At 54.2% G+C, this 17,011-nt stretch carries 19 protein-coding genes; 10 read left to right on the top strand and 9 right to left on the bottom strand.

The features are described from left to right. From terL to AAC086_RS15340, 5 genes are all read left to right on the top strand, one after another. On the top strand, positions 1–1,488 hold the full coding sequence (gene terL, locus AAC086_RS15360; protein ID WP_339779902.1) for a phage terminase large subunit: 1,488 nt from the start codon (positions 1–3) through the stop codon (positions 1,486–1,488). 267 nt (positions 1,489–1,755) lie between these two features. Then, on the top strand, positions 1,756–2,046 hold the full coding sequence (locus AAC086_RS15355; protein WP_339779900.1) for a hypothetical protein: 291 nt from the start codon (positions 1,756–1,758) through the stop codon (positions 2,044–2,046). 43 nt (positions 2,047–2,089) lie between these two features. Beyond that, positions 2,090–2,551 (top strand): cell wall hydrolase, encoded by a 462-nt coding sequence (locus AAC086_RS15350; RefSeq protein ID WP_339779899.1) that lies wholly within the window; start codon positions 2,090–2,092, stop codon positions 2,549–2,551. A gap of 64 nt (positions 2,552–2,615) precedes the next feature. Beyond that, entirely contained in the window at positions 2,616–3,107 is a 492-nt protein-coding gene (locus tag AAC086_RS15345) for a 3TM-type holin (protein ID WP_339779897.1), read from the top strand. A gap of 103 nt (positions 3,108–3,210) precedes the next feature. Continuing rightward, positions 3,211–3,795 carry an exopolysaccharide biosynthesis protein gene (locus AAC086_RS15340; RefSeq protein ID WP_339779895.1) on the top strand — a complete coding sequence of 195 codons (585 nt, stop codon included), beginning with the start codon at positions 3,211–3,213 and terminating at the stop codon, positions 3,793–3,795. Positions 3,796–3,858: 63 nt separating this feature from the next. Here AAC086_RS15340 and AAC086_RS15335 read toward each other — a convergent pair whose 3' ends face one another. Further along, the gene (locus tag AAC086_RS15335; protein WP_339779893.1) at positions 3,859–4,554 is read right to left on the bottom strand and encodes a glutathione S-transferase N-terminal domain-containing protein; all 696 of its coding nucleotides are present in this window, start codon (positions 4,552–4,554) and stop codon (positions 3,859–3,861) included. A gap of 178 nt (positions 4,555–4,732) precedes the next feature. Here AAC086_RS15335 and AAC086_RS15330 point away from each other — a divergent pair, with 178 nt between their 5' ends. After that, positions 4,733–5,431: a glutathione S-transferase C-terminal domain-containing protein gene (locus AAC086_RS15330; RefSeq protein ID WP_339779891.1), complete on the top strand. Its 699-nt coding sequence runs from the start codon at positions 4,733–4,735 to the stop codon at positions 5,429–5,431. Between the two features lie 132 nt (positions 5,432–5,563). Beyond that, positions 5,564–5,914 (top strand): DUF952 domain-containing protein, encoded by a 351-nt coding sequence (locus tag AAC086_RS15325; protein WP_339779889.1) that lies wholly within the window; start codon positions 5,564–5,566, stop codon positions 5,912–5,914. Positions 5,915–5,945: 31 nt separating this feature from the next. On the opposite strand, the gene AAC086_RS15320 is transcribed toward AAC086_RS15325, so the two are convergent. Beyond that, positions 5,946–6,179: a DUF1413 domain-containing protein gene (locus AAC086_RS15320; RefSeq protein WP_339779887.1), complete on the bottom strand. Its 234-nt coding sequence runs from the start codon at positions 6,177–6,179 to the stop codon at positions 5,946–5,948. Between the two features lie 160 nt (positions 6,180–6,339). Continuing rightward, a complete protein-coding gene (locus AAC086_RS15315; protein WP_339779885.1) occupies positions 6,340–7,455 on the bottom strand; it encodes an NADH:flavin oxidoreductase in 1,116 nt (371 codons plus the stop codon). A 104-nt stretch (positions 7,456–7,559) separates the two neighbouring features. On the opposite strand from AAC086_RS15315, the gene AAC086_RS15310 reads away from it, so the two are divergent. The 3 genes from AAC086_RS15310 (at position 7,560) to AAC086_RS15300 (ending at position 10,242) form a co-directional block, all read left to right on the top strand. Continuing rightward, entirely contained in the window at positions 7,560–7,943 is a 384-nt protein-coding gene (locus AAC086_RS15310; RefSeq protein ID WP_339779883.1) for a helix-turn-helix domain-containing protein, read from the top strand. A gap of 138 nt (positions 7,944–8,081) precedes the next feature. Continuing rightward, complete coding sequence (locus AAC086_RS15305) at positions 8,082–9,275, top strand: quinone-dependent dihydroorotate dehydrogenase (RefSeq protein ID WP_339779881.1); 1,194 nt, start codon at positions 8,082–8,084, stop codon at positions 9,273–9,275. A gap of 85 nt (positions 9,276–9,360) precedes the next feature. Further along, a complete protein-coding gene (locus AAC086_RS15300; protein WP_339779879.1) occupies positions 9,361–10,242 on the top strand; it encodes a TIGR01459 family HAD-type hydrolase in 882 nt (293 codons plus the stop codon). Between the two features lie 344 nt (positions 10,243–10,586). On the opposite strand, the gene AAC086_RS15295 is transcribed toward AAC086_RS15300, so the two are convergent. The 6 genes from AAC086_RS15295 to AAC086_RS15270 all read right to left on the bottom strand — a co-directional run bounded on the left by AAC086_RS15295 (position 10,587) and on the right by AAC086_RS15270 (position 17,007). After that, positions 10,587–11,444 carry a D-amino-acid transaminase gene (locus AAC086_RS15295; RefSeq protein ID WP_339779877.1) on the bottom strand — a complete coding sequence of 286 codons (858 nt, stop codon included), beginning with the start codon at positions 11,442–11,444 and terminating at the stop codon, positions 10,587–10,589. A gap of 385 nt (positions 11,445–11,829) precedes the next feature. Then, complete coding sequence (locus AAC086_RS15290; RefSeq protein WP_339779875.1) at positions 11,830–12,600, bottom strand: transporter substrate-binding domain-containing protein; 771 nt, start codon at positions 12,598–12,600, stop codon at positions 11,830–11,832. Positions 12,601–12,806: 206 nt separating this feature from the next. Then, positions 12,807–13,919, bottom strand: a complete 1,113-nt coding sequence (gene ugpC / locus AAC086_RS15285; protein WP_339779873.1) for a sn-glycerol-3-phosphate ABC transporter ATP-binding protein UgpC — start codon at positions 13,917–13,919, stop codon at positions 12,807–12,809. Between the two features lie 11 nt (positions 13,920–13,930). Continuing rightward, a complete protein-coding gene (locus AAC086_RS15280) occupies positions 13,931–14,782 on the bottom strand; it encodes a carbohydrate ABC transporter permease (protein ID WP_339779871.1) in 852 nt (283 codons plus the stop codon). A gap of 18 nt (positions 14,783–14,800) precedes the next feature. Beyond that, complete coding sequence (locus AAC086_RS15275; protein ID WP_339780188.1) at positions 14,801–15,733, bottom strand: sugar ABC transporter permease; 933 nt, start codon at positions 15,731–15,733, stop codon at positions 14,801–14,803. A gap of 5 nt (positions 15,734–15,738) precedes the next feature. Continuing rightward, a complete protein-coding gene (locus tag AAC086_RS15270) occupies positions 15,739–17,007 on the bottom strand; it encodes a sugar ABC transporter substrate-binding protein (RefSeq protein WP_339779869.1) in 1,269 nt (422 codons plus the stop codon). Positions 17,008–17,011: the final 4 nt, after the last annotated feature.

Genomic DNA, 17,011 nt, shown 5'->3' with positions numbered 1-17,011 from the left:
ATGCAGCAGTGCCAGGCCAGCCTTGCCGAATTTGTCTGGATATGGAACCAGAAGCTGGGGCAGGGCACACCGGACCACCATCAGAAAATGGCAAAGTGGTTGCAGCATCATAATGATTGTGGGCCGCGTGATTTGTTGTTGATGGCTTTTCGCAACAGCGGCAAGTCCACCATGGTGGGCTTGTTTTGCGCCTGGTTGCTGTATTGCAATGCCGATTTGCGCATTCTGGTATTGGCCGCCGATCTTGATTTGGCAAAAAAGATGGTGCGCAATGTAAAGCGCATTGTCGAGCGCCATCCGTTGCTGGCATCGGCGGTGCCGGGCAAACAGACCGATTGGGGGGCGGAACGTTTCACCATTAACCGGCCCGGCGAACTGCGCGATCCATCAATGCAGGCGGCGGGGATTGGCGGCAATATTACCGGGTCGCGGGCCGATGTAGTGATTTGTGACGATGTGGAAGTGCCAAAAACCTGTGATACCGCGCATAAACGCGATGAGTTGCGTGAAAAACTGGGCGAGATTTCCTATGTGCTAAGCCCCGGCGGGATGCAGGTTTTTATTGGCACGCCGCATAGCTATTATTCGATTTATGCCGACGAAACCCGGCCCGAAACCGGCGAGGATGCGCCGTTTTTAAGCGGATTTTCACGGTTTTGTTTGCCCATTATCGATGAAAACGGCGTTTCGGCCTGGCCGGATCGTTTTTCGCAGGCAAAGATTGAACAAATTCGCGCCCGAACTCCGGCGGGGAAATTTGCCAGCCAGATGATGCTGGAAATGGTGCCGCCTGACCTGGGCGATTTGGATCCGGCACGGATTAAACCCTATGACGATGTGGCCGAATTTGAAACGGCCAATGGCGAGCAACGATTGCGCATTGGCGACCGCCGCATGGTGGCGGCCAGTTGCCATTTTGATCCGTCATTTGGCGGCAAGGGGCAGGACGGGGCGGTGATTGCCGCGATTTATATGTGCGATCAGGGGGAATACTGGCTGCATGATGTGGCCTATTTGCGCAGCGATCCGGCCCGGCTGGATACCGAGGACGAAGCCAGCCAGCTTTGTCGACAAGTGGCCGCGTTTGCAAAGCGCCATCAGTTGCCGGTGGTGCGGGTGGAAACCAATGGCATTGGCCGGTTTTTGCCCAATATTTTACGGCGTTGCTTAAAACAGGCCGGGTGCCTGACGGCGGTGGTGGAATTTCATGAAACCCGCAACAAGGAAGCCCGAATTGCCGATGCCTTTGGCGCGGTGCTGGCCGCAGGATTGCTGCATGGGCACCGCACCATCTGGCGGACCCCGTTTATTCGTGAAATGCGCGAATGGCGGGCAAATGGCGGCAACCGGGATGACGGGCTGGATGCGGTTGCCGGATGTATTTTAGCCGAACCGGTACGCTTGCCACGGGTGGTGCGCCCTGATTTTGGGCGGGATTGGCGACCATCGAGTGCGGTTTTACACGCCGAACCACAGTTTGACCCATAATCATCATTTGGAAGCAGCGTGTTGGAGGATTGGTAAAAAAATCCTCTTATGGTTGCAGCGCTGCTTGTTTTTGTTCATGCCGCATATCATATCTATAAGAATAGAAATTAACGAATTTTACTATTCTAAAGAGAGTTTTAGCGGGCATAGCGCGCTGTGTGTTTGACAAATGATCCATACGATTAGGGGGACGTTTCTTAATGATGAGAAACTCCTGAACTGACCCGCCGGGAAATTTCGGCGGGTCTTTTTTTTGGGAGAAAAACAATGGCAGCAGGACCGGTTGATTTGGGCTGGTGGCTGACAATGGTGGAACTGCCGGTTTTGGCGGGGTTGTTTTGGTTGATTTGGCGCAGTCGGGCCGAATTGCATCGCAGGGTAGATGTCACAATGGCGCAGAACATGCGCGATTGCCAGGAAACCCGCGACGGGCTGGCGGCATTCAAGCTTGATGTGGCACGCAATTATGTGTCGATCCCGTATTTAAAGGATGTGGAGCGGCGCCTGACCGCGCATTTGTTGCGCATTGAGGCCAAACTTGAAAACCGGGACATATGATTTTGGCCGCGATGGCGGTGGCTTTTTCTAAAGGGGATAGGCAATGATCAAGGACACGCAAAAGACACACACGGAACTGGCGGCTTTGGCCGATGTGTCGCCGGTTGATATCTTGGCCCGAACCCTTTACGGCGAAGCGCGCGGCGAAGACCTTGCCGGGATTGAAGCCGTTGCCTGTGTGATTATGAACCGCGTGGCCCTGGCACAATGCCGGGGCGGGTATTGGTGGGGCAATGATGTGGTGCAGGTCTGTTTAAAGGCCGGGCAATTTTCGTGCTGGAACAAGGGCGACCCCAACCGGGAAAAACTGTTGCGCGTTAGCGAACGGGACCAAGCATACCGGTTATGTCGCCGGGTGGCAAACCGGGCAATAGGCGGAAAACTGGCCGATGCGGTGCAGGGGGCCACGCATTATCACACGTTGCAATGTGACCCGTGGTGGGCGCGCGGCCATGTGCCGGTATGTGAAATTGGCAATCACGTTTTTTATGGCGATATCGGTTAGGCGTACGGCGATGGCCGCTGGCGTTCCTGCGATATCCCTTTCACCCAACAGGCGAGGTTAAAACATGATACCGGCATTATTGGCGCAAATCGGGTTGCCGTTGTTGATCAAGGCGGTGGGGGCGGGGCTGGATGCGATTGACAACCCGCTGGCGAAGTCTGCGGCCAAAGGGTTGCGCGATGTGGAGGCCGCCGTCGGGCAAGGCGTCGTTGGGGCGGATCAACTAGCCGAAGCCAACCGCCATACCGAGGCACTGGTGCGCGCCGAACTGGCCCATGACAGCACGGTAGTGCGTGCGGTGAACCAGACAATTCGGGCGGAAGTGGCATCAGATGATGCCTTTGTGCGGCGCTGGCGGCCCAGTTTTGGCTATGCCATGGCCCTGACCTGGGTTTTGATGATGGGGGCCATTGCCGCGGCGATTGTGATGACCCCACAGCAGGCCCCCGCGATTATTGCCGCCCTTGTCAATACCAGCCCGATCTGGGGTGTGGCCCTGGCCGTTTTGGGGATTTCGGTGGTCAAACGCAGCGGGGATAAACGTCGGGATAGCTAGGTTTTATGTCAGCCCCGCCCGGTTGGGAACCCGCCCGGCTTTGCAGCGTTGACAGGGTATGAGTTTTAAACCATCAAACATGCAAATACGGGCCAGTGGGAAAATGCGCAAAAACCAAAACCCTGTGACCGGCATTATTGACAAGCTGGTTGAAACGGGCCGGGTTAACGGCGACGTAACGCTGGGCGAGATGGCCCATGCCATGCGGTTTCGCAGTTATGGACCGTTTTTGTTGGTGTCGGGGTTGGTCGGGGTGTCGCCTTTGGGGGCAATCCCCGGCGTGCCGACATTTCTGGCAATTCTGATTGCCTTGTTTGCCGCGCAGATGATTTTGGGCCGCAGGCATATCTGGCTGCCTGAAATGATTGAACGTCGGTCGATCACAGGTGCAAAACTGGAACGGGCGATGGAAAAAATGCACCCTGTGGGTCATTGGCTGGACCAGCATTTTCATGAACGGTGGCCGGGCCTTTTGACCCATCGCACCCTTCGCGGGGCGGCAACAATTTGCCTGCTTTTGGTGTTGCCCATGCCGTTTTTCGAACTAGTACCCTTTGCTGCTGCCTTGCCAATGGCGGCGGTGGCCGGTTTTGGCCTTGCCATGACCCTGCGCGACGGCGTTGTGATGATGGTCGCGGGAGGTGCTGCGCTGGTTGCGATGATTGGCTGTATTGTTTTAATGGCATAAACAAAGACCGGCCCGCCGATATTGGCGGGCCGGTCTCTTTTTTGCGTTTAAGCAGGAAATGGTTTAGTCGCCGGTTTTCGCTGTTTGGCCAAACAGGATTTTCTTGCTTTCTTCGGTTACGGTGGGCGTGAAATGCGCGGCCTTGCCTTTGGCATAGGCATCAACCGTGCCTTTGCGTTCGCCAATGGCGGTAAACCAGCGTTTCAGGTTCGGGAAATCATCGAGGTTCTGCTGCTGGCGTTCATGGGGAACAATCCACGGATAGCAGGCCATATCGGCGATGGAATACGCATCGGCAATGAAATCGCGGCCCTCCAGGCGTTTGTTCAACACACCATAAAGGCGATTGGTTTCATTGACATAGCGATTGATGGCATAGGGGATTTTTTCCGGCGCATAAGTGCCAAAATGGTGGTTCTGACCCAGCATCGGCCCAAGCCCGCCCATTTGCCAGAACAGCCATTCCATCACGGTTGTGCGGCCACGAATGTCGCTTGGCAGGAATTTGCCGGTTTTTTCGGCCAGATACATCAGGATGGCACCGGATTCAAAAACCGTAATCGCATCACCGCCATCGGTCGGGGCACGGTCGATGATGGCGGGCATACGGTTATTGGGGGAAAAAGCCAGAAATTCCGGCTTGAACTGGTCACCAACACTGATATTGACCGGGTGAATTTCGTAATCCAGCCCGGCTTCTTCCAGAAACATCGTGATTTTGTGGCCATTCGGGGTCGGCCAGTAATAAAGTTCAATCATGGGGCATACCTTATACTTTCCCTGCCAAAACCTGAGCGAACAGGCACTGTCATTTCCCTGACAGATTTATGATTTATCGGCAAGGCTTGCGTTTGATGGTCAATATCGCCATTATAGAACGATCGTTTTAAAATTCAAGCAATTCGCCGGTTTTTCCGGCGATAGGAGTGCCTGATCCATGATCCGTTTTTATTTTCATCCAACGCCAAACCCGGCCAAAATTGCCCTGTATCTGGAAGAAGCTGGGCTGGAATATGAAGCCATTCCGGTTGATACCAAAAAGGGCGAGCATTATAGCGATGCCTTTTTAAAGATTAACCCCAATGGCAAAGTACCGGCAATTGTTGACACCAACGGCCCCGGTGGCAAGGAAACCCGCGTTTTTGACAGTTCGGCCATCTTGCTGTATCTGGCGGAAAAAACCGGCACGTTTCTGGGCAAGCCGGAAGACCGTGGCGAGTTGCTGTCATGGCTGTTTTTCATTGCCAGTGGCGTTGGGCCGTTTTCCGGCCAGGCTGTGCATTTTCAACATGCCGCCCCGCAGCCCAATGACTATGCGATAAATCGGTACCGCCGCGAGATCGAACGCCATTACGAGGTTTTAAACACCCATCTGGTCGGGCGTGATCATGTTGTTGGCGATGATTTGACCATTGCCGATATCTCGCTTTGGGGCTGGGTTGACCGGGCGTGGTTCATCATGAAAGACGAAGAAGCGCCGCTTGGAAGTTATCCGCATATGGCACGCTGGTTTGATTTTATCAATTCGCGCCCGGCTGTGGCGCGTGCGCGGACGTTGCTGGCATCACATACGTTCAAAACAGAAATGGACGATGTTGCCAAACGTGCGTTGTTTCCGTCGAATTTTCCGCGTTAACAGTTTCGTTGCCAAAAGGGGCGGGCAAGGCTGCCTGCCCCGTGATCTGTTCGTGTGACATTCTAACGGATAGTTTGTCGCTAGACTTCCTTCCTGTTGCCCGATCTGCGCAGTTGCCGTAAAGTGCGGGTCATGAATGATCAGATTATATATCGGGTTCTTGGCAGCGATGAATGGGCGGAAGCCCTGTCGCGTGGCGAGTATCTGGGCGCGCCGCATGATGTGGCCGATGGATTTATACATTTTTCAACCCGCAACACACTGGCAGCGACGCTGGCATTGCATTATGCCGGGCGCGATCATTTGAAATTGCTGCACGTGCCGGTGGCCCCCATTGCGCAGCATCTTAAATGGGAACCGGCCCGCGGTGGCACCCTGTTTCCGCATCTGTATGCACGTTTATCGGTGCAGGATGTTTTTCGGGTCGATGATGTGCGCCTCGATGAAAACGGCGTTCACATTCTGCCGGAAGATTTGCGCTAAGTTAAATCTGCGCGTTATCAGGTGGCTGGCCTTAGGGATTTTCTATCTTTTGATAGACCCGGCCGCCGCCTTTTTTTGCGCCGGTATCTGTAACGCCGGGGAATTTTCCCGCCCTTACGGCATTCATGAAGGCATGGCCACGTTTTACCTTGTCGCCGATATAAAGCCTATCCCAATCCGGGCCATAAATTTCGGGGAAATGGAATTCGCCCGGCGGATGTTTGGCAATGAGATGGCGCAGGCGGGTTATTTCATCGTCGGTCATTGTTCGCTTGGTCCGTTTTGGTGGCGAGGTCATATTAAAGGAAAAGTGCTTTAGGCCCGTTTGCCGATAACGGGCGATGATTTTAAAGCCCGGCGACAGGCTGGAAACAAACAGGCCTGTCGCCGGGTGATAATATTATCTATCGCGATCTGATCTGTGATCAGACCAGTTCGGCCAGTGCGCTCGGTGAGAAACCGTTAAGGTCGCCCCATTTACGGGTGCGGACTTTTTCGGTCCATTGCGCATCGCTCAGCAGGGCACGTCCCACAGCGATCAGGTCGAATTCTTCGCGTTCCATGCGACGGACCAGTTCATCAAGGCTACTGCTTTTGGCGCTTTCCCCGGAAAAGGCAGCGATGAAATCGCCAGACAAGCCAACAGAACCAACACTGATGGTGGCCGCCCCGGTAACTTTTTTGGCCCAGCCCGCGAAATTCAATCCCTGTTCGCCGTCAATTTCGGGGAATTCGGGTTCCCAGAAACGACGTTGCGAGCAATGGAAAATATCGACCCCGGCAGCGGCCAGCGGGGCAAGCCAGCTTTCCATTTCGGCGGGTGTGGTGGCAAGGCGGGCTGTGTAATCCTGTTGTTTCCATTGCGACAGGCGCAGGATAATCGGAAAGTCCGGGCCGACGGCTTCGCGCACGGCTGCAACGATCTCAACAGCAAAGCGGGATCGTTCGGCAATGGTTTTGCCGCCATATTTATCGTCGCGCAGGTTTGTGCCTGCCCAGAAAAACTGGTCGATCAGATACCCATGTGCGCCGTGGATTTCGGCAACATCAAAACCCAGGCGTTTGGCATCGGCGGCGGCCTTGGCAAAGGCGGCAATGGTGTCGGCGATGTTTTCGTCGCTCATGGCAATGCCGCGCGGTTTATCCGGGGCTTCAAGGCCGGACGGGCTTTCAACCGGGGCATCGGGCAGCCAGTCGCTCATGAAGCTGGTGACCGAACCGGTGTGCCAGATTTGCGGGCCCATTTTACCACCTGCGCCGTGGACGGCATTGATCACACCTTGCCAGCCAGCCAGGGCGGCATCGCCGTGAAAAAGGGGAATATTGCCTTCATTGCGCGATGCCGGGCGGTCAATCACGGTGCCTTCCGACAGGATCAGGCCAACCCCGCCTTCGGCGCGGCGTTTGTAATAGGCGGCATTGGGTTCGCCGGGAATGCCTTTGGGGGCCATGGAGCGCGTCATCGGCGCCATGACAATGCGGTTGGCAAGCTCAAGCGATTTGAGCTTGAAGGGTTTGAACAGAATGTCTGTTGCGGTCATGCAGGGAAGTCTCCGGAAAATTGTGTATTGCTGTTTAGATATAAAAAATATACCTACTGTCAATCAGGCACCCAAAGACGACCAGGTATATTCAAGGAAACCACATGATTGATTGTTCGGCGCATAAATTTCATGTTGATTGCCCCAGCCGCAAGCTGTTCGAGCAGATATCGGATAAATGGTCGATGATGATATTGACCGTGCTGGATGGCGGACCATTGCGGTTTAATGAAATTCGCCGCCAGCTTGAGGGGATTACACAAAAGGCGCAAACCCAGACCTTGCGCCGGCTGGAGCGAAACGGGCTGGTTGAACGCAAAGTGATCGCAAGTTCACCCGTTGCCGTGCAATACGAAATTACGCCGCTAGGCCGGGAATTACAGGGCCCGTTTAAGGCGCTTTATAAATGGACTCTTGATTATATGCCCGAGGTGGAAAAGGCCCGGGCGATTTATGATGCCAAGACAGAGCAAGTGGCGCAGGTTTAAAACGTCAGGTGCGCACCACCTTGCGCGGCATGGCTTTGCCGACAGTAAGATGCGGCGAAAAATGAGACTTGTCTTGCCCCGTCGGGTGTGCGCGCGTAAGAAAAGGGCAGGGACAAACAGATGGACGGAGCCTGACAGGTGGGGTGGTATAAGACTTTTGTTTTGCCGGTGGTGCGCTGGATCGATACCGAATGCGCGCACGGGCTGGCTCTTTGGGCTCTGAAAAATAATCTTGTGCCAAAGCCTGATGGAGCAGGGGATAGCAGCCCGCTTTTGGAATGCGAGGTTTTTGATCGTAAATTTGCCAACCCGATCGGCCTTGCTGCCGGTTTTGACAAAAATGCCGAGGTCCCCAACCAGATGCTGGATCAGGGGTTCGGGTTTGTTGAAATAGGGTCTGTTACGCCCGAACCCCAGGCCGGAAACCGCAAACCCCGCCTGTTTCGGCTTTATTCGGACCGCGCGGTAATTAACCGCATGGGGTTCAATAATGACGGGCTGGCGGTGGTGGCAACACGCCTGCGCAAACGCGCGCGCCGGGGTGTTTTGGGGGCCAATCTGGGTAAAAACAAATATGCCACCGATACCGCCGATGATTACGCCAGGGGGGTCCGCGCACTGGGCCGTTATGCCGATTATCTGGTGGTGAATGTATCCTCGCCCAATACGCCGGGTTTGCGCGCCTTGCAGGGGCGGGAACTGCTGGCTGAATTGTTAACGGCAGTTTTGGCCGCGCGGGATGAAGCCGCCCCCGGTGTGCCGGTTTTGCTTAAGGTTGCACCAGATCTGAGCGATGAGGACAAGGCCGATATTGCCAGCGTTGTGCTGGATTTAAAAATTGATGGCATGATTGTTTCAAACACCACCATCGATCGTCCGGTTGGCCTCAACGGCTATGACCAGAGCGAAACCGGTGGTTTGTCCGGTCCGCCCCTGATGGAACCTTCGACCAAGGTTCTGGCCGATTTTTACCGGTTGACCAAAGGGCAGGTGCCGCTGGTTGGCGTGGGCGGTGTGACATCGGGCAAGGATGCGTACGAAAAAATCCTCAACGGGGCTTCGCTGGTGCAGGTTTATACTGCCTTGGTTTATGAGGGGCCCGGCGTTGCACAGGACATCAAGGACGACCTTGAAAAACGTCTGCGTCAGGATGGGTTTGCATCGGTCAGCGATGCCGTTGGGGCGGCTTTTCCTGAAATCAGTGGCAAGCACGCCGCGATTGACGAGGTTTTGCGTGCGGATGGCAAGGGCAGCGTGTTGCCCCAAACGGATAATGTGACCGATCCGACCATTGATGCGCCCGCAGACCCAAAACAGACCAAAACAGATTGAAGCCGACACTTAACCCCGATGCTTAACCATTGATGCTGGTATTTGCCCCCAGCAGGATGCAGGCGTGTTACGCAGGAGAAACCCGATGACGCAAACCCCGTATCAAATGATCAACGGCCTGTCCGAGGTGATCGGGAAATATGATGCTGTTATTCTGGATTTATGGGGCGTTGTGCATGATGGTGTCACCCCCTATCCCAATTCCATTGCTGCGATGCAGGCATTAAAAGAAGCGGGTATTCCCGTCGCGTTGTTGTCAAATGCGCCGCGCCGCTCCAGCGTGGTGATTGCCCGTATGGGAGAAATGGGGATTGACCGGTCGCTATATGGGCCTGCGGTGGCATCGGGGGAAATCGCCTATCATCAACTGCGCAATCGGCTTGACCCGTGGTACGCGGCACTGGGTAAAAAGGTGTTCCGTACCGGCCCGGTGCGGGATCATTCGATGTTTGAAGGCCAGGATGTTGATGTGGTTGAAACCCTTGACGATGCAGACTGGCTTTTATGTACCGGACCAAATGATGATTTCGCGACAGTGTCGGACTATGAGGACCTGTTACATGCCGCATTGGCCAAAGAGCTTCCGATGCTGTGTCCAAACCCGGATCGTGAAGTGATCCGGGGGGGTGTTCGCATTATTTGTGCCGGTGCCATTGCCGGGCGCTATGAAGAACTGGGCGGCAATGTGCGCTGGGAAGGAAAGCCGCTTGCCAGTGCCTATGATTTTTGCCTTCAGGCATTTGATATGGGGCCGGATGCAAGGTTGCTGGTGGTGGGGGATTCCTTATCAACCGACGTTGCCGGGTCCAATGCTGCCGGGCTTGATATTGCCTTTGTCACCGGCGGTATCCATGCCGAGGAACTACACGCCCCGCGCGGAACATTGCCGGAAAAAGCAAAACTGGATTCGTTACTGCAAGTGACGGGCCGCCATGTGACCTATGCGATTGGCGATTTTTGCTGGTAGGTGACGTTGATTTCATGACTGGAAAACGCCGCCCGGACATGAACCGGGCGGCGTTTTTGTTAAAGCACTTTTCCTTTAATATGACCCATTTTGTTTATTTTTGGCGTGTCGTTTGGCAAGGCACAGCGCGCTGCGCGATGCGGCGCATCGGGCGAGCGGTGTAACGCCGCCAAACACCGCCAAAAACAAACCCTGTGGGCCAGCGCAGTCTGCCGCCTGGCCGCGTCGAAATCCTTGTCCGTAAACCCATTACGCCCGGCGGACTTCTCCTTGCCAGGCGGCAGACTGAGCTGGCAAAATGGGTCATATTAAAGGAAAAGTGCTTTAGGGTCTGCCGATGCAGATCAGATGGCTGCGGCGCGGTTGGCGTCGATATAGATTTCGCGCAGGCGTTTGGCGATGGGGCCGGGTTTGCCATCGCTAATGGCAACGCCGTCAATCTCGACAACCGGATAAACAAACGAGGATGCCGAGGTGATGAAGGCTTCCTGTGCCTTTTGGGCTTCGGCAATGGTAAAGGCGCGTTCTTCGACTTTCAGGTCGAGTTCGGCGGCACATTGCAAGATCGCCTTGCGGGTGATGCCATGCAGAATGTCGTTGGACAACTGACGGGTGATGATGGTGTTGTTCTCATCAACAATATAGGCATTGTTCGATGAGCCTTCGGTCACTTTGCCATCCAGAACCAGCCAGGCATCATCAGCACCTTTTTTGACGGCTTCGTTTTTAACCATCGACGAATAAAGCAGCTGAACGGTTTTAATATCGCAGCGGCGCCAGCGTTGATCGGCGAAGCTGGCAATTTTTAGCCCGCGTTCGGCAGCGGCACTTTTGATCAGGGATTTGGACTGGGTAAACAGGACAAGGCCCGGTTTGACGTCGCTTGACGGGAACATGAAATCGCGGTCGGCGGCGGCACCGCGCGAAACCTGCAAATAAATCATGCCTTCGGTAAGGTCGTTTTTCGCGATCAGTTCACGATGGATGGCCAAAAGGGCATCGGTATCGACGTCGAAATTGATGCCAAGCTCGCCAAGCGACCGTTTAAGGCGGGTCATGTGGCCGTGAAAATCGATCAGCTTGCCATCAAGCACCGATGTGACTTCATAGACAGCATCGGCAAACAAAAAGGCGCGATCAAAGATTGAAACGGTTGCTTCATTTTCCGGCACATACTGGCCGTTGACATAAACAGTACGCATTTAATTTTCCTGACGGTTCAGATCGGCTGCCGATCCCAAAAAGCAATAAGGGCGCTTCCAAGCATGAAGTACCTGCGAATTCTGTTTAAATGCAGGCATTACAACATTGTTATCGAAATAGCACAGCTTTGCTGTCCTTGTCGCGCGACGCTTTTTTTGTTGCGTTAAATAGGTGAAATGTTGTTTGGCTGGGCCTGTGCGACCTTAAGGGGTGAAATATCCCAAGGGTATTTACCAAATTGACCGCATAATATTCGAACCTTGTTGTCGCGGATATTTGGGCAATTCAAACGGCAAAACCGTGAACGCGGTCGCGCATTTTGCGACACCAAAATCGGCAGGTAAGTCCTGATCTGCGGTTACACGGGTTTGGCGGGCTGACCGCTTAATATGTCATGACCAGGTTGTATTCATTGACCAGGTTTTTGTACGTACCGTTTGTTTTGATCACGGCCAGGGCGGCGTTAAAGCGGCGCAGCAGGTTATCGTTGTTCGGATAGCTTTTTGCCGTCATCAGGAAAAGGCCATCGCCAGCGATCAGCGGTTTTTCCAATGTGTAAAATTTTGCAACTTCTTCTGGCGGAAACAGCTGTTTGATGATGTACCAGCCAACGGTCGTTGCCGTTGAAAACAGGTCGATGCGGCCCAGTTTCAGGCGTTTGAAGTTCTGTTCTTCGGAATGGGCATATTGCACATCAAGCCCGGCTTTTTCATACCAAGGTTCGTAATAATAGCCCTGAATTCCGCCGATTTTATATGGTTTGAGATCGGACAGTTTTTCGTATGTAACGGGCGGTTTTGTCTGATCGGCGCTATAGGCAAAGAAGTGCGAGTCGGCGAGATAGATGGGGTCTGAAAACAGAAAGGTTTTTTGACGGCTTTCGGTTTTGCGATAGGGGATGGTCCCCCAAACCTCGGCATTTTCCACTTTTTGTTCGCCGCGTTTCCACGGGTAATAGTGAAATTCAAAACGCACCCCCATCTCCTTGCCGATTTCGGCAAACAGATCGACGAGAAAATTGCGATCAGACGATAATGTGACATAGGGGGGATAGTCGTTGGTGGCGATGACCAGCAAGGGCTCGGCGGTGGCAGGCTTCATGGACAGGACGAGCAAGACAGCGAAAAGCTGAATTTTGCCAAGCAATTTCATCATATGTTTTCCCGGTATCGTCCTCTATCTTCGTCTGGTGATCGGCAACCCATTTGGATAGGCCTTTTTTACATTTGGGTTGTTTTGGTGGATTTTCCAGAATTATTTACAAACTTGCAGATGAAAAAAGGGCCGCAGAGATAAAACTGCGACCCTTGTAAAGAGCTTTCGGTATTCAACGGGCGGGTGAAAACCACCGGTAGGCGGTGCTAGTCGGTTTGTGCCGATAGCGGTTCACTGGCCGGGGGCATCCGCAATTCGGTTTCGCTGTCAAAAATATGGGTTTTATCCATGTTAAACGCGATTTGAACGGTGCTGTCGATGGCTAGGTCTGGCCGGGCCAGGGTAAATATCTTAACCGGTTTACCGGCCAGGGTAACGTGAATCAGGGTTGAAAGGCCCATCGGTTCGATCAGGTCAACATTGGCGGTAACCGATGGCACACTGCCGCTTTTTACAATATCGATATGTTCGGGGCGCGCGCCAAGGGTAAGCTTTTGCCCGTTTTTCGCATTAGGTGTCGCCAAAACCGGGATCAATGTGCCGTCATCAAGGGTAATGGCGGCAGCCTCGCCGGTGACGTTATAGATGCCCGACAGAAAATTCATCGCTGGCGAGCCAATAAACGAGGCAACAAAGATATTTGCCGGGCGGTCATAAATTTCCAGTGGCGTGCCAACCTGCTGCACGATGCCGTCATACATGGCAACGATGCGATCTGCCATGGTCATGGCTTCGATCTGGTCGTGAGTGACATAAACCGACGTTGCCCCAAGGCGACGGTGCAGTTTGCGAATTTCGGTGCGCATCTGTTCGCGCAGGCGGGCATCCAGGTTTGACAGGGGTTCGTCAAACAAAAACGCCTGGGGTTGGCGCACAATGGCGCGCCCCATGGCAACACGCTGGCGCTGCCCGCCCGAAAGGGCCTTGGGGCGACGGTGCAACAGCGCATCAAGGCCAAGAATACCGGCGACATTGTCAATTGCGGCGCTGACCTTTTCCCTGGCGGTTTTGCGCAGGGTCAGGGCGTAGCTCATATTTTCGGCAACGGTCATATGCGGGTACAGCGCATAGGACTGAAACACCATGGCGATGTCGCGGTCCTTGGGTTGCAGGTCATTGACCACATTGCCGCCGATGCTGATATCGCCCGATGTAATTTCTTCCAGCCCGGCAATCATACGCAGCAGCGTTGATTTGCCACAGCCCGACGGGCCGACAAGCACAATAAACTCGCCGTCCTGAATATCGAGATTGATGCCGTGAAGAACATTGACGGCACCATAGCTTTTGCGGGCATTTGTAATTTCAATTGAAGCCATTTTGTCCTCGTTTATCCTTTGACCGCGCCTGCCGTCAGCCCCTGAACCAGATAACGCTGGATCAGCAGGAAGAAGGCACAGGCCGGGATCAGGGCCAGCACACCGGCGGCCATCATCTGTCCGAAATCGACACCGAATTTGGAAACGAAACTGAGCAATCCGACCGGGAAGGTAGAGGCCGATTCACTGCTGACCAGCATCAGCGCAAAAAGCAATTCCGACCATGCCGCAGTAAAGACAAAGCCAAGAGTGGCGGCAATGCCAGGCAGGGTGAGCGGCAGGATGATGCGGCGGAAAGCCTCAAAGCGGGTATTGCCGTCAATCATGGCGGCTTCTTCCAGATCCTTGGGGATGCCATCAAAAAACGACTGCATCAGGAAGGTGGCGAAGGGCACGTTAAATGCGGTGTAGACAATGATCAGGCCGGTCAGGCTGTCGGTCAGGCCCAGCGGGGCGAGAATGCGGAAAATGGGCGCGATCAGCATGACAAGGGGAAACATTTGCGTGATCAGCATCAGGGCGACAATGATAATTTTGCCGCCAAAGCGAAACCGTGAAAACGCATAGCCGGTTGTCGCTGCAATCACGCAGGTAAACAGGGCAGTAAAACCCGAAACAATCACCGAATTCATGAAGTAATGCGGGAAATTGCTTTGCGTCATCACGAAGGTGTAATTGTCCCACGTGGTGCGTGACGGCCACATTCGCACACCTTCGGTATAAAGGATATCGTTGGGTGTAACCGAAACCTTAAGCAGCCAGTAAAGCGGAAACAGCGCAAAGGCCACGAAAGCCGCAATCATAAGATAATGCGTGCCCCAATAGACCATTTTGCGAAGCCGGGATTTGCCGGGCGTTGACATGTCCGAATTCCTTTGGGGTTAACGATCCGCGTGGGTCATCGCCCGGCGCAGTGCAATAACGGCCAGTGCATAGGCCAGCAATAAAACAAGCAAAACAGCCGCGATGGCCGAGGCATAACCAAAATCAAGGCGACGAAACGCCTGGGTAAAGATGTAGCTGGCAACGATCTGGGTTGAATCGGCCGGGCCACCTTTGGTCATCACCACAATCAGATCGGCGAAATTGGCAATCCAGATGGTGCGCAGCATCAATGTGATGGCAATGGTGGGCGCGAGGAAGGGGACGGTGATGCTGATGAATTTCTGGCGTGTTGTTGCCCCGTCGATCGAGGCGGCCTCGTATAATTCGCCGGGAATGGATTGCAGGGCAGCGAGCAACGTAATGGCAAAAAACGGGATGCCAAACCAGATATTGGCAATGATCGGCCCCCACATGGCCAGATCGGGGTCGGACAGAATGTTAAAGGGCGCATCCATAATGCCCATGCTGGTCAGCCAGTGGGGCAGCGGACCAACAACGGGGTTAAACATCCACGCCCAGTTTAACCCGGACAGGAAAGTTGGCACCGCCCACGGCAGAAACACCAGGGCCTGAACCAGCCTGCGCCCCAAAAACTGGCGGTTTAGCAGCAATGCCAGAATAAGCCCCAGTGAAAACTGGAACACCAGCGAGCCAAAGGTCCACCAGGCGGTATTGATCAGCGCACCGATAAAGGCGCTGTCATGGGCCAGGGTTTGGAAATGGGCCAGCCCGACAAACCCGCCGCTAAACGGGTTCAGAATGCGAATATCGCGAAAGGCATAGCTTAAGCCCAGAATAAGGGGCATCAGCATCACCGCAACAATCAGCACCACGGCGGGCGATACATAGTAATAGGGTTCAAGTATGCCGGAAAGCCTGCGGGAAAATACGCCCCGCCTTGCGGCGGGACGTTTTCCGACATCAGTCATGTTGGTCACGGCTTTGTCGCCATCCATTTCTGCTGGGCCGGGGTCAGGTAATCGGCCCACTGTTTGCCCAGTTCTTCGGGGGTAATGCGGCCCAGAAGGGCTTCCTGGCTGGTGCGAATAACCAGTGAATCCTTAAAGAAGGCGAATTCTTCAAGATGGGTCGGCATCACGGTCGGGAACACATCGGGGTCCGAAAGTTCGGCAAACCAGCCTTTGAACTGGTCAGAGGCAAAGAACGGATCGGATTCAGCCCCCTTGTAAATTGGAAGCGCGCCAATGCGCTTGTTCCAGGTCAGGTTGGAATCCTTGCTTTCCAGATGGGAAATCAGTTTCCAGGCTTCGTCTTTGTGTTCGCTGGACTTAAACATCGACCAACCGGCATAGCCAATGGTCGGGAAGGCTTTGCCAGACGGGCCTTTGGGCATGGTGGTGATGCCGAAATCTTCGGCTTTCATGCGGCTGGAAATCGCGATCAGGGCGTCGGGGTCCTGGTCAAGCATGGCACAGGTGCCCGAATAGAACCCGGCAACAATTTCGTTAAAGCCCCAGTTCAGGCTGTCTTTGGGTGCCAGGCCGTCTTTGTAAAGGTCGGTCAGGTATGTCAGACCCTTGACCCAGCCTTCGGAATCAAAGGTGCTTTTGCCATCTTTGGTGAAAAATTCGTTTGACCCGGCCGCCGCCGCACCAAACATCACCCAGCCATTAAGTCCGCCAGGCCCGCCGCGCAGGCAATAGCCCGATTTTCCGGGCAATGCCGAAACCTTTTGGGCGGCTTCGTGGAAGTCTTCCAGTGTTTTTGGCACTTTGGTAACACCGGCTTCCTTGAACAGTTTTTTGTTATAAAACAGGGCACGCAGATAGAAACCATAAGGCAGCATATAGGCTTCGTTGCCCGCAGCACGGGCAAATTCAAGCGTGCGTGAATTAAGGTTTGCTGTCGCGTCCCAGTTTTTCAAGTAGGGTTCCAGGCTTTCAAGCGCACCGTTATTGGCATAAAGTGTCAGCCAGGTATCGGGCATTTCCACAACATCGGGCGTTTGCCCCGCCGACACCATGGTGGCGAATTTTTCAAATGCCTGGCCCCATGGCAGTGAAGTGATTTCCACATTCACGCCGGGATTGGCATCTTCATATTCCTTGACCAGCGATTTCAGGGTTGCGGTGCGGTCCGGGCTGGTAATGACTTCAACCAGCTTTAACGTGGTATCGGCATAGGCATGGCTGGCCAGCGCAAGCGAAGCTGCACCTGCCAGAATTGTTGTTTTCCAGTTCATGTGA

The sequence above is a fragment of the uncultured Thalassospira sp. genome (assembly GCF_963976115.1).
Taxonomy (GTDB): Bacteria; Pseudomonadota; Alphaproteobacteria; order Rhodospirillales; family Thalassospiraceae; genus Thalassospira.
This window is presented reverse-complemented; position numbering and strand designations above follow the sequence as displayed.

Excerpts from the sequence above, each read along its gene's own strand:
- AAC086_RS15335 (WP_339779893.1), bottom strand. The coding sequence starts at position 4,554 with ATGATTGAACTTTATTACTGGCCGACCCCGAATGGCCACAAAATCACG.
- AAC086_RS15270 (WP_339779869.1), bottom strand. The coding sequence starts at position 17,007 with ATGAACTGGAAAACAACAATTCTGGCAGGTGCAGCTTCGCTTGCGCTG.
- AAC086_RS15340 (WP_339779895.1), top strand. The coding sequence starts at position 3,211 with ATGCGCAAAAACCAAAACCCTGTGACCGGCATTATTGACAAGCTGGTT.
- ugpC (WP_339779873.1), bottom strand. The coding sequence starts at position 13,919 with ATGGCTTCAATTGAAATTACAAATGCCCGCAAAAGCTATGGTGCCGTC.
- AAC086_RS15315 (WP_339779885.1), bottom strand. The coding sequence starts at position 7,455 with ATGACCGCAACAGACATTCTGTTCAAACCCTTCAAGCTCAAATCGCTT.
- AAC086_RS15320 (WP_339779887.1), bottom strand. The coding sequence starts at position 6,179 with ATGACCGACGATGAAATAACCCGCCTGCGCCATCTCATTGCCAAACAT.
- AAC086_RS15345 (WP_339779897.1), top strand. The coding sequence starts at position 2,616 with ATGATACCGGCATTATTGGCGCAAATCGGGTTGCCGTTGTTGATCAAG.
- AAC086_RS15325 (WP_339779889.1), top strand. The coding sequence starts at position 5,564 with ATGAATGATCAGATTATATATCGGGTTCTTGGCAGCGATGAATGGGCG.
- AAC086_RS15350 (WP_339779899.1), top strand. The coding sequence starts at position 2,090 with ATGATCAAGGACACGCAAAAGACACACACGGAACTGGCGGCTTTGGCC.
- AAC086_RS15310 (WP_339779883.1), top strand. The coding sequence starts at position 7,560 with ATGATTGATTGTTCGGCGCATAAATTTCATGTTGATTGCCCCAGCCGC.
- AAC086_RS15295 (WP_339779877.1), bottom strand. The coding sequence starts at position 11,444 with ATGCGTACTGTTTATGTCAACGGCCAGTATGTGCCGGAAAATGAAGCA.
- AAC086_RS15300 (WP_339779879.1), top strand. The coding sequence starts at position 9,361 with ATGACGCAAACCCCGTATCAAATGATCAACGGCCTGTCCGAGGTGATC.
- AAC086_RS15280 (WP_339779871.1), bottom strand. The coding sequence starts at position 14,782 with ATGTCAACGCCCGGCAAATCCCGGCTTCGCAAAATGGTCTATTGGGGC.
- AAC086_RS15275 (WP_339780188.1), bottom strand. The coding sequence starts at position 15,733 with ATGACTGATGTCGGAAAACGTCCCGCCGCAAGGCGGGGCGTATTTTCC.
- AAC086_RS15290 (WP_339779875.1), bottom strand. The coding sequence starts at position 12,600 with ATGATGAAATTGCTTGGCAAAATTCAGCTTTTCGCTGTCTTGCTCGTC.
- terL (WP_339779902.1), top strand. The coding sequence starts at position 1 with ATGCAGCAGTGCCAGGCCAGCCTTGCCGAATTTGTCTGGATATGGAAC.
- AAC086_RS15330 (WP_339779891.1), top strand. The coding sequence starts at position 4,733 with ATGATCCGTTTTTATTTTCATCCAACGCCAAACCCGGCCAAAATTGCC.
- AAC086_RS15355 (WP_339779900.1), top strand. The coding sequence starts at position 1,756 with ATGGCAGCAGGACCGGTTGATTTGGGCTGGTGGCTGACAATGGTGGAA.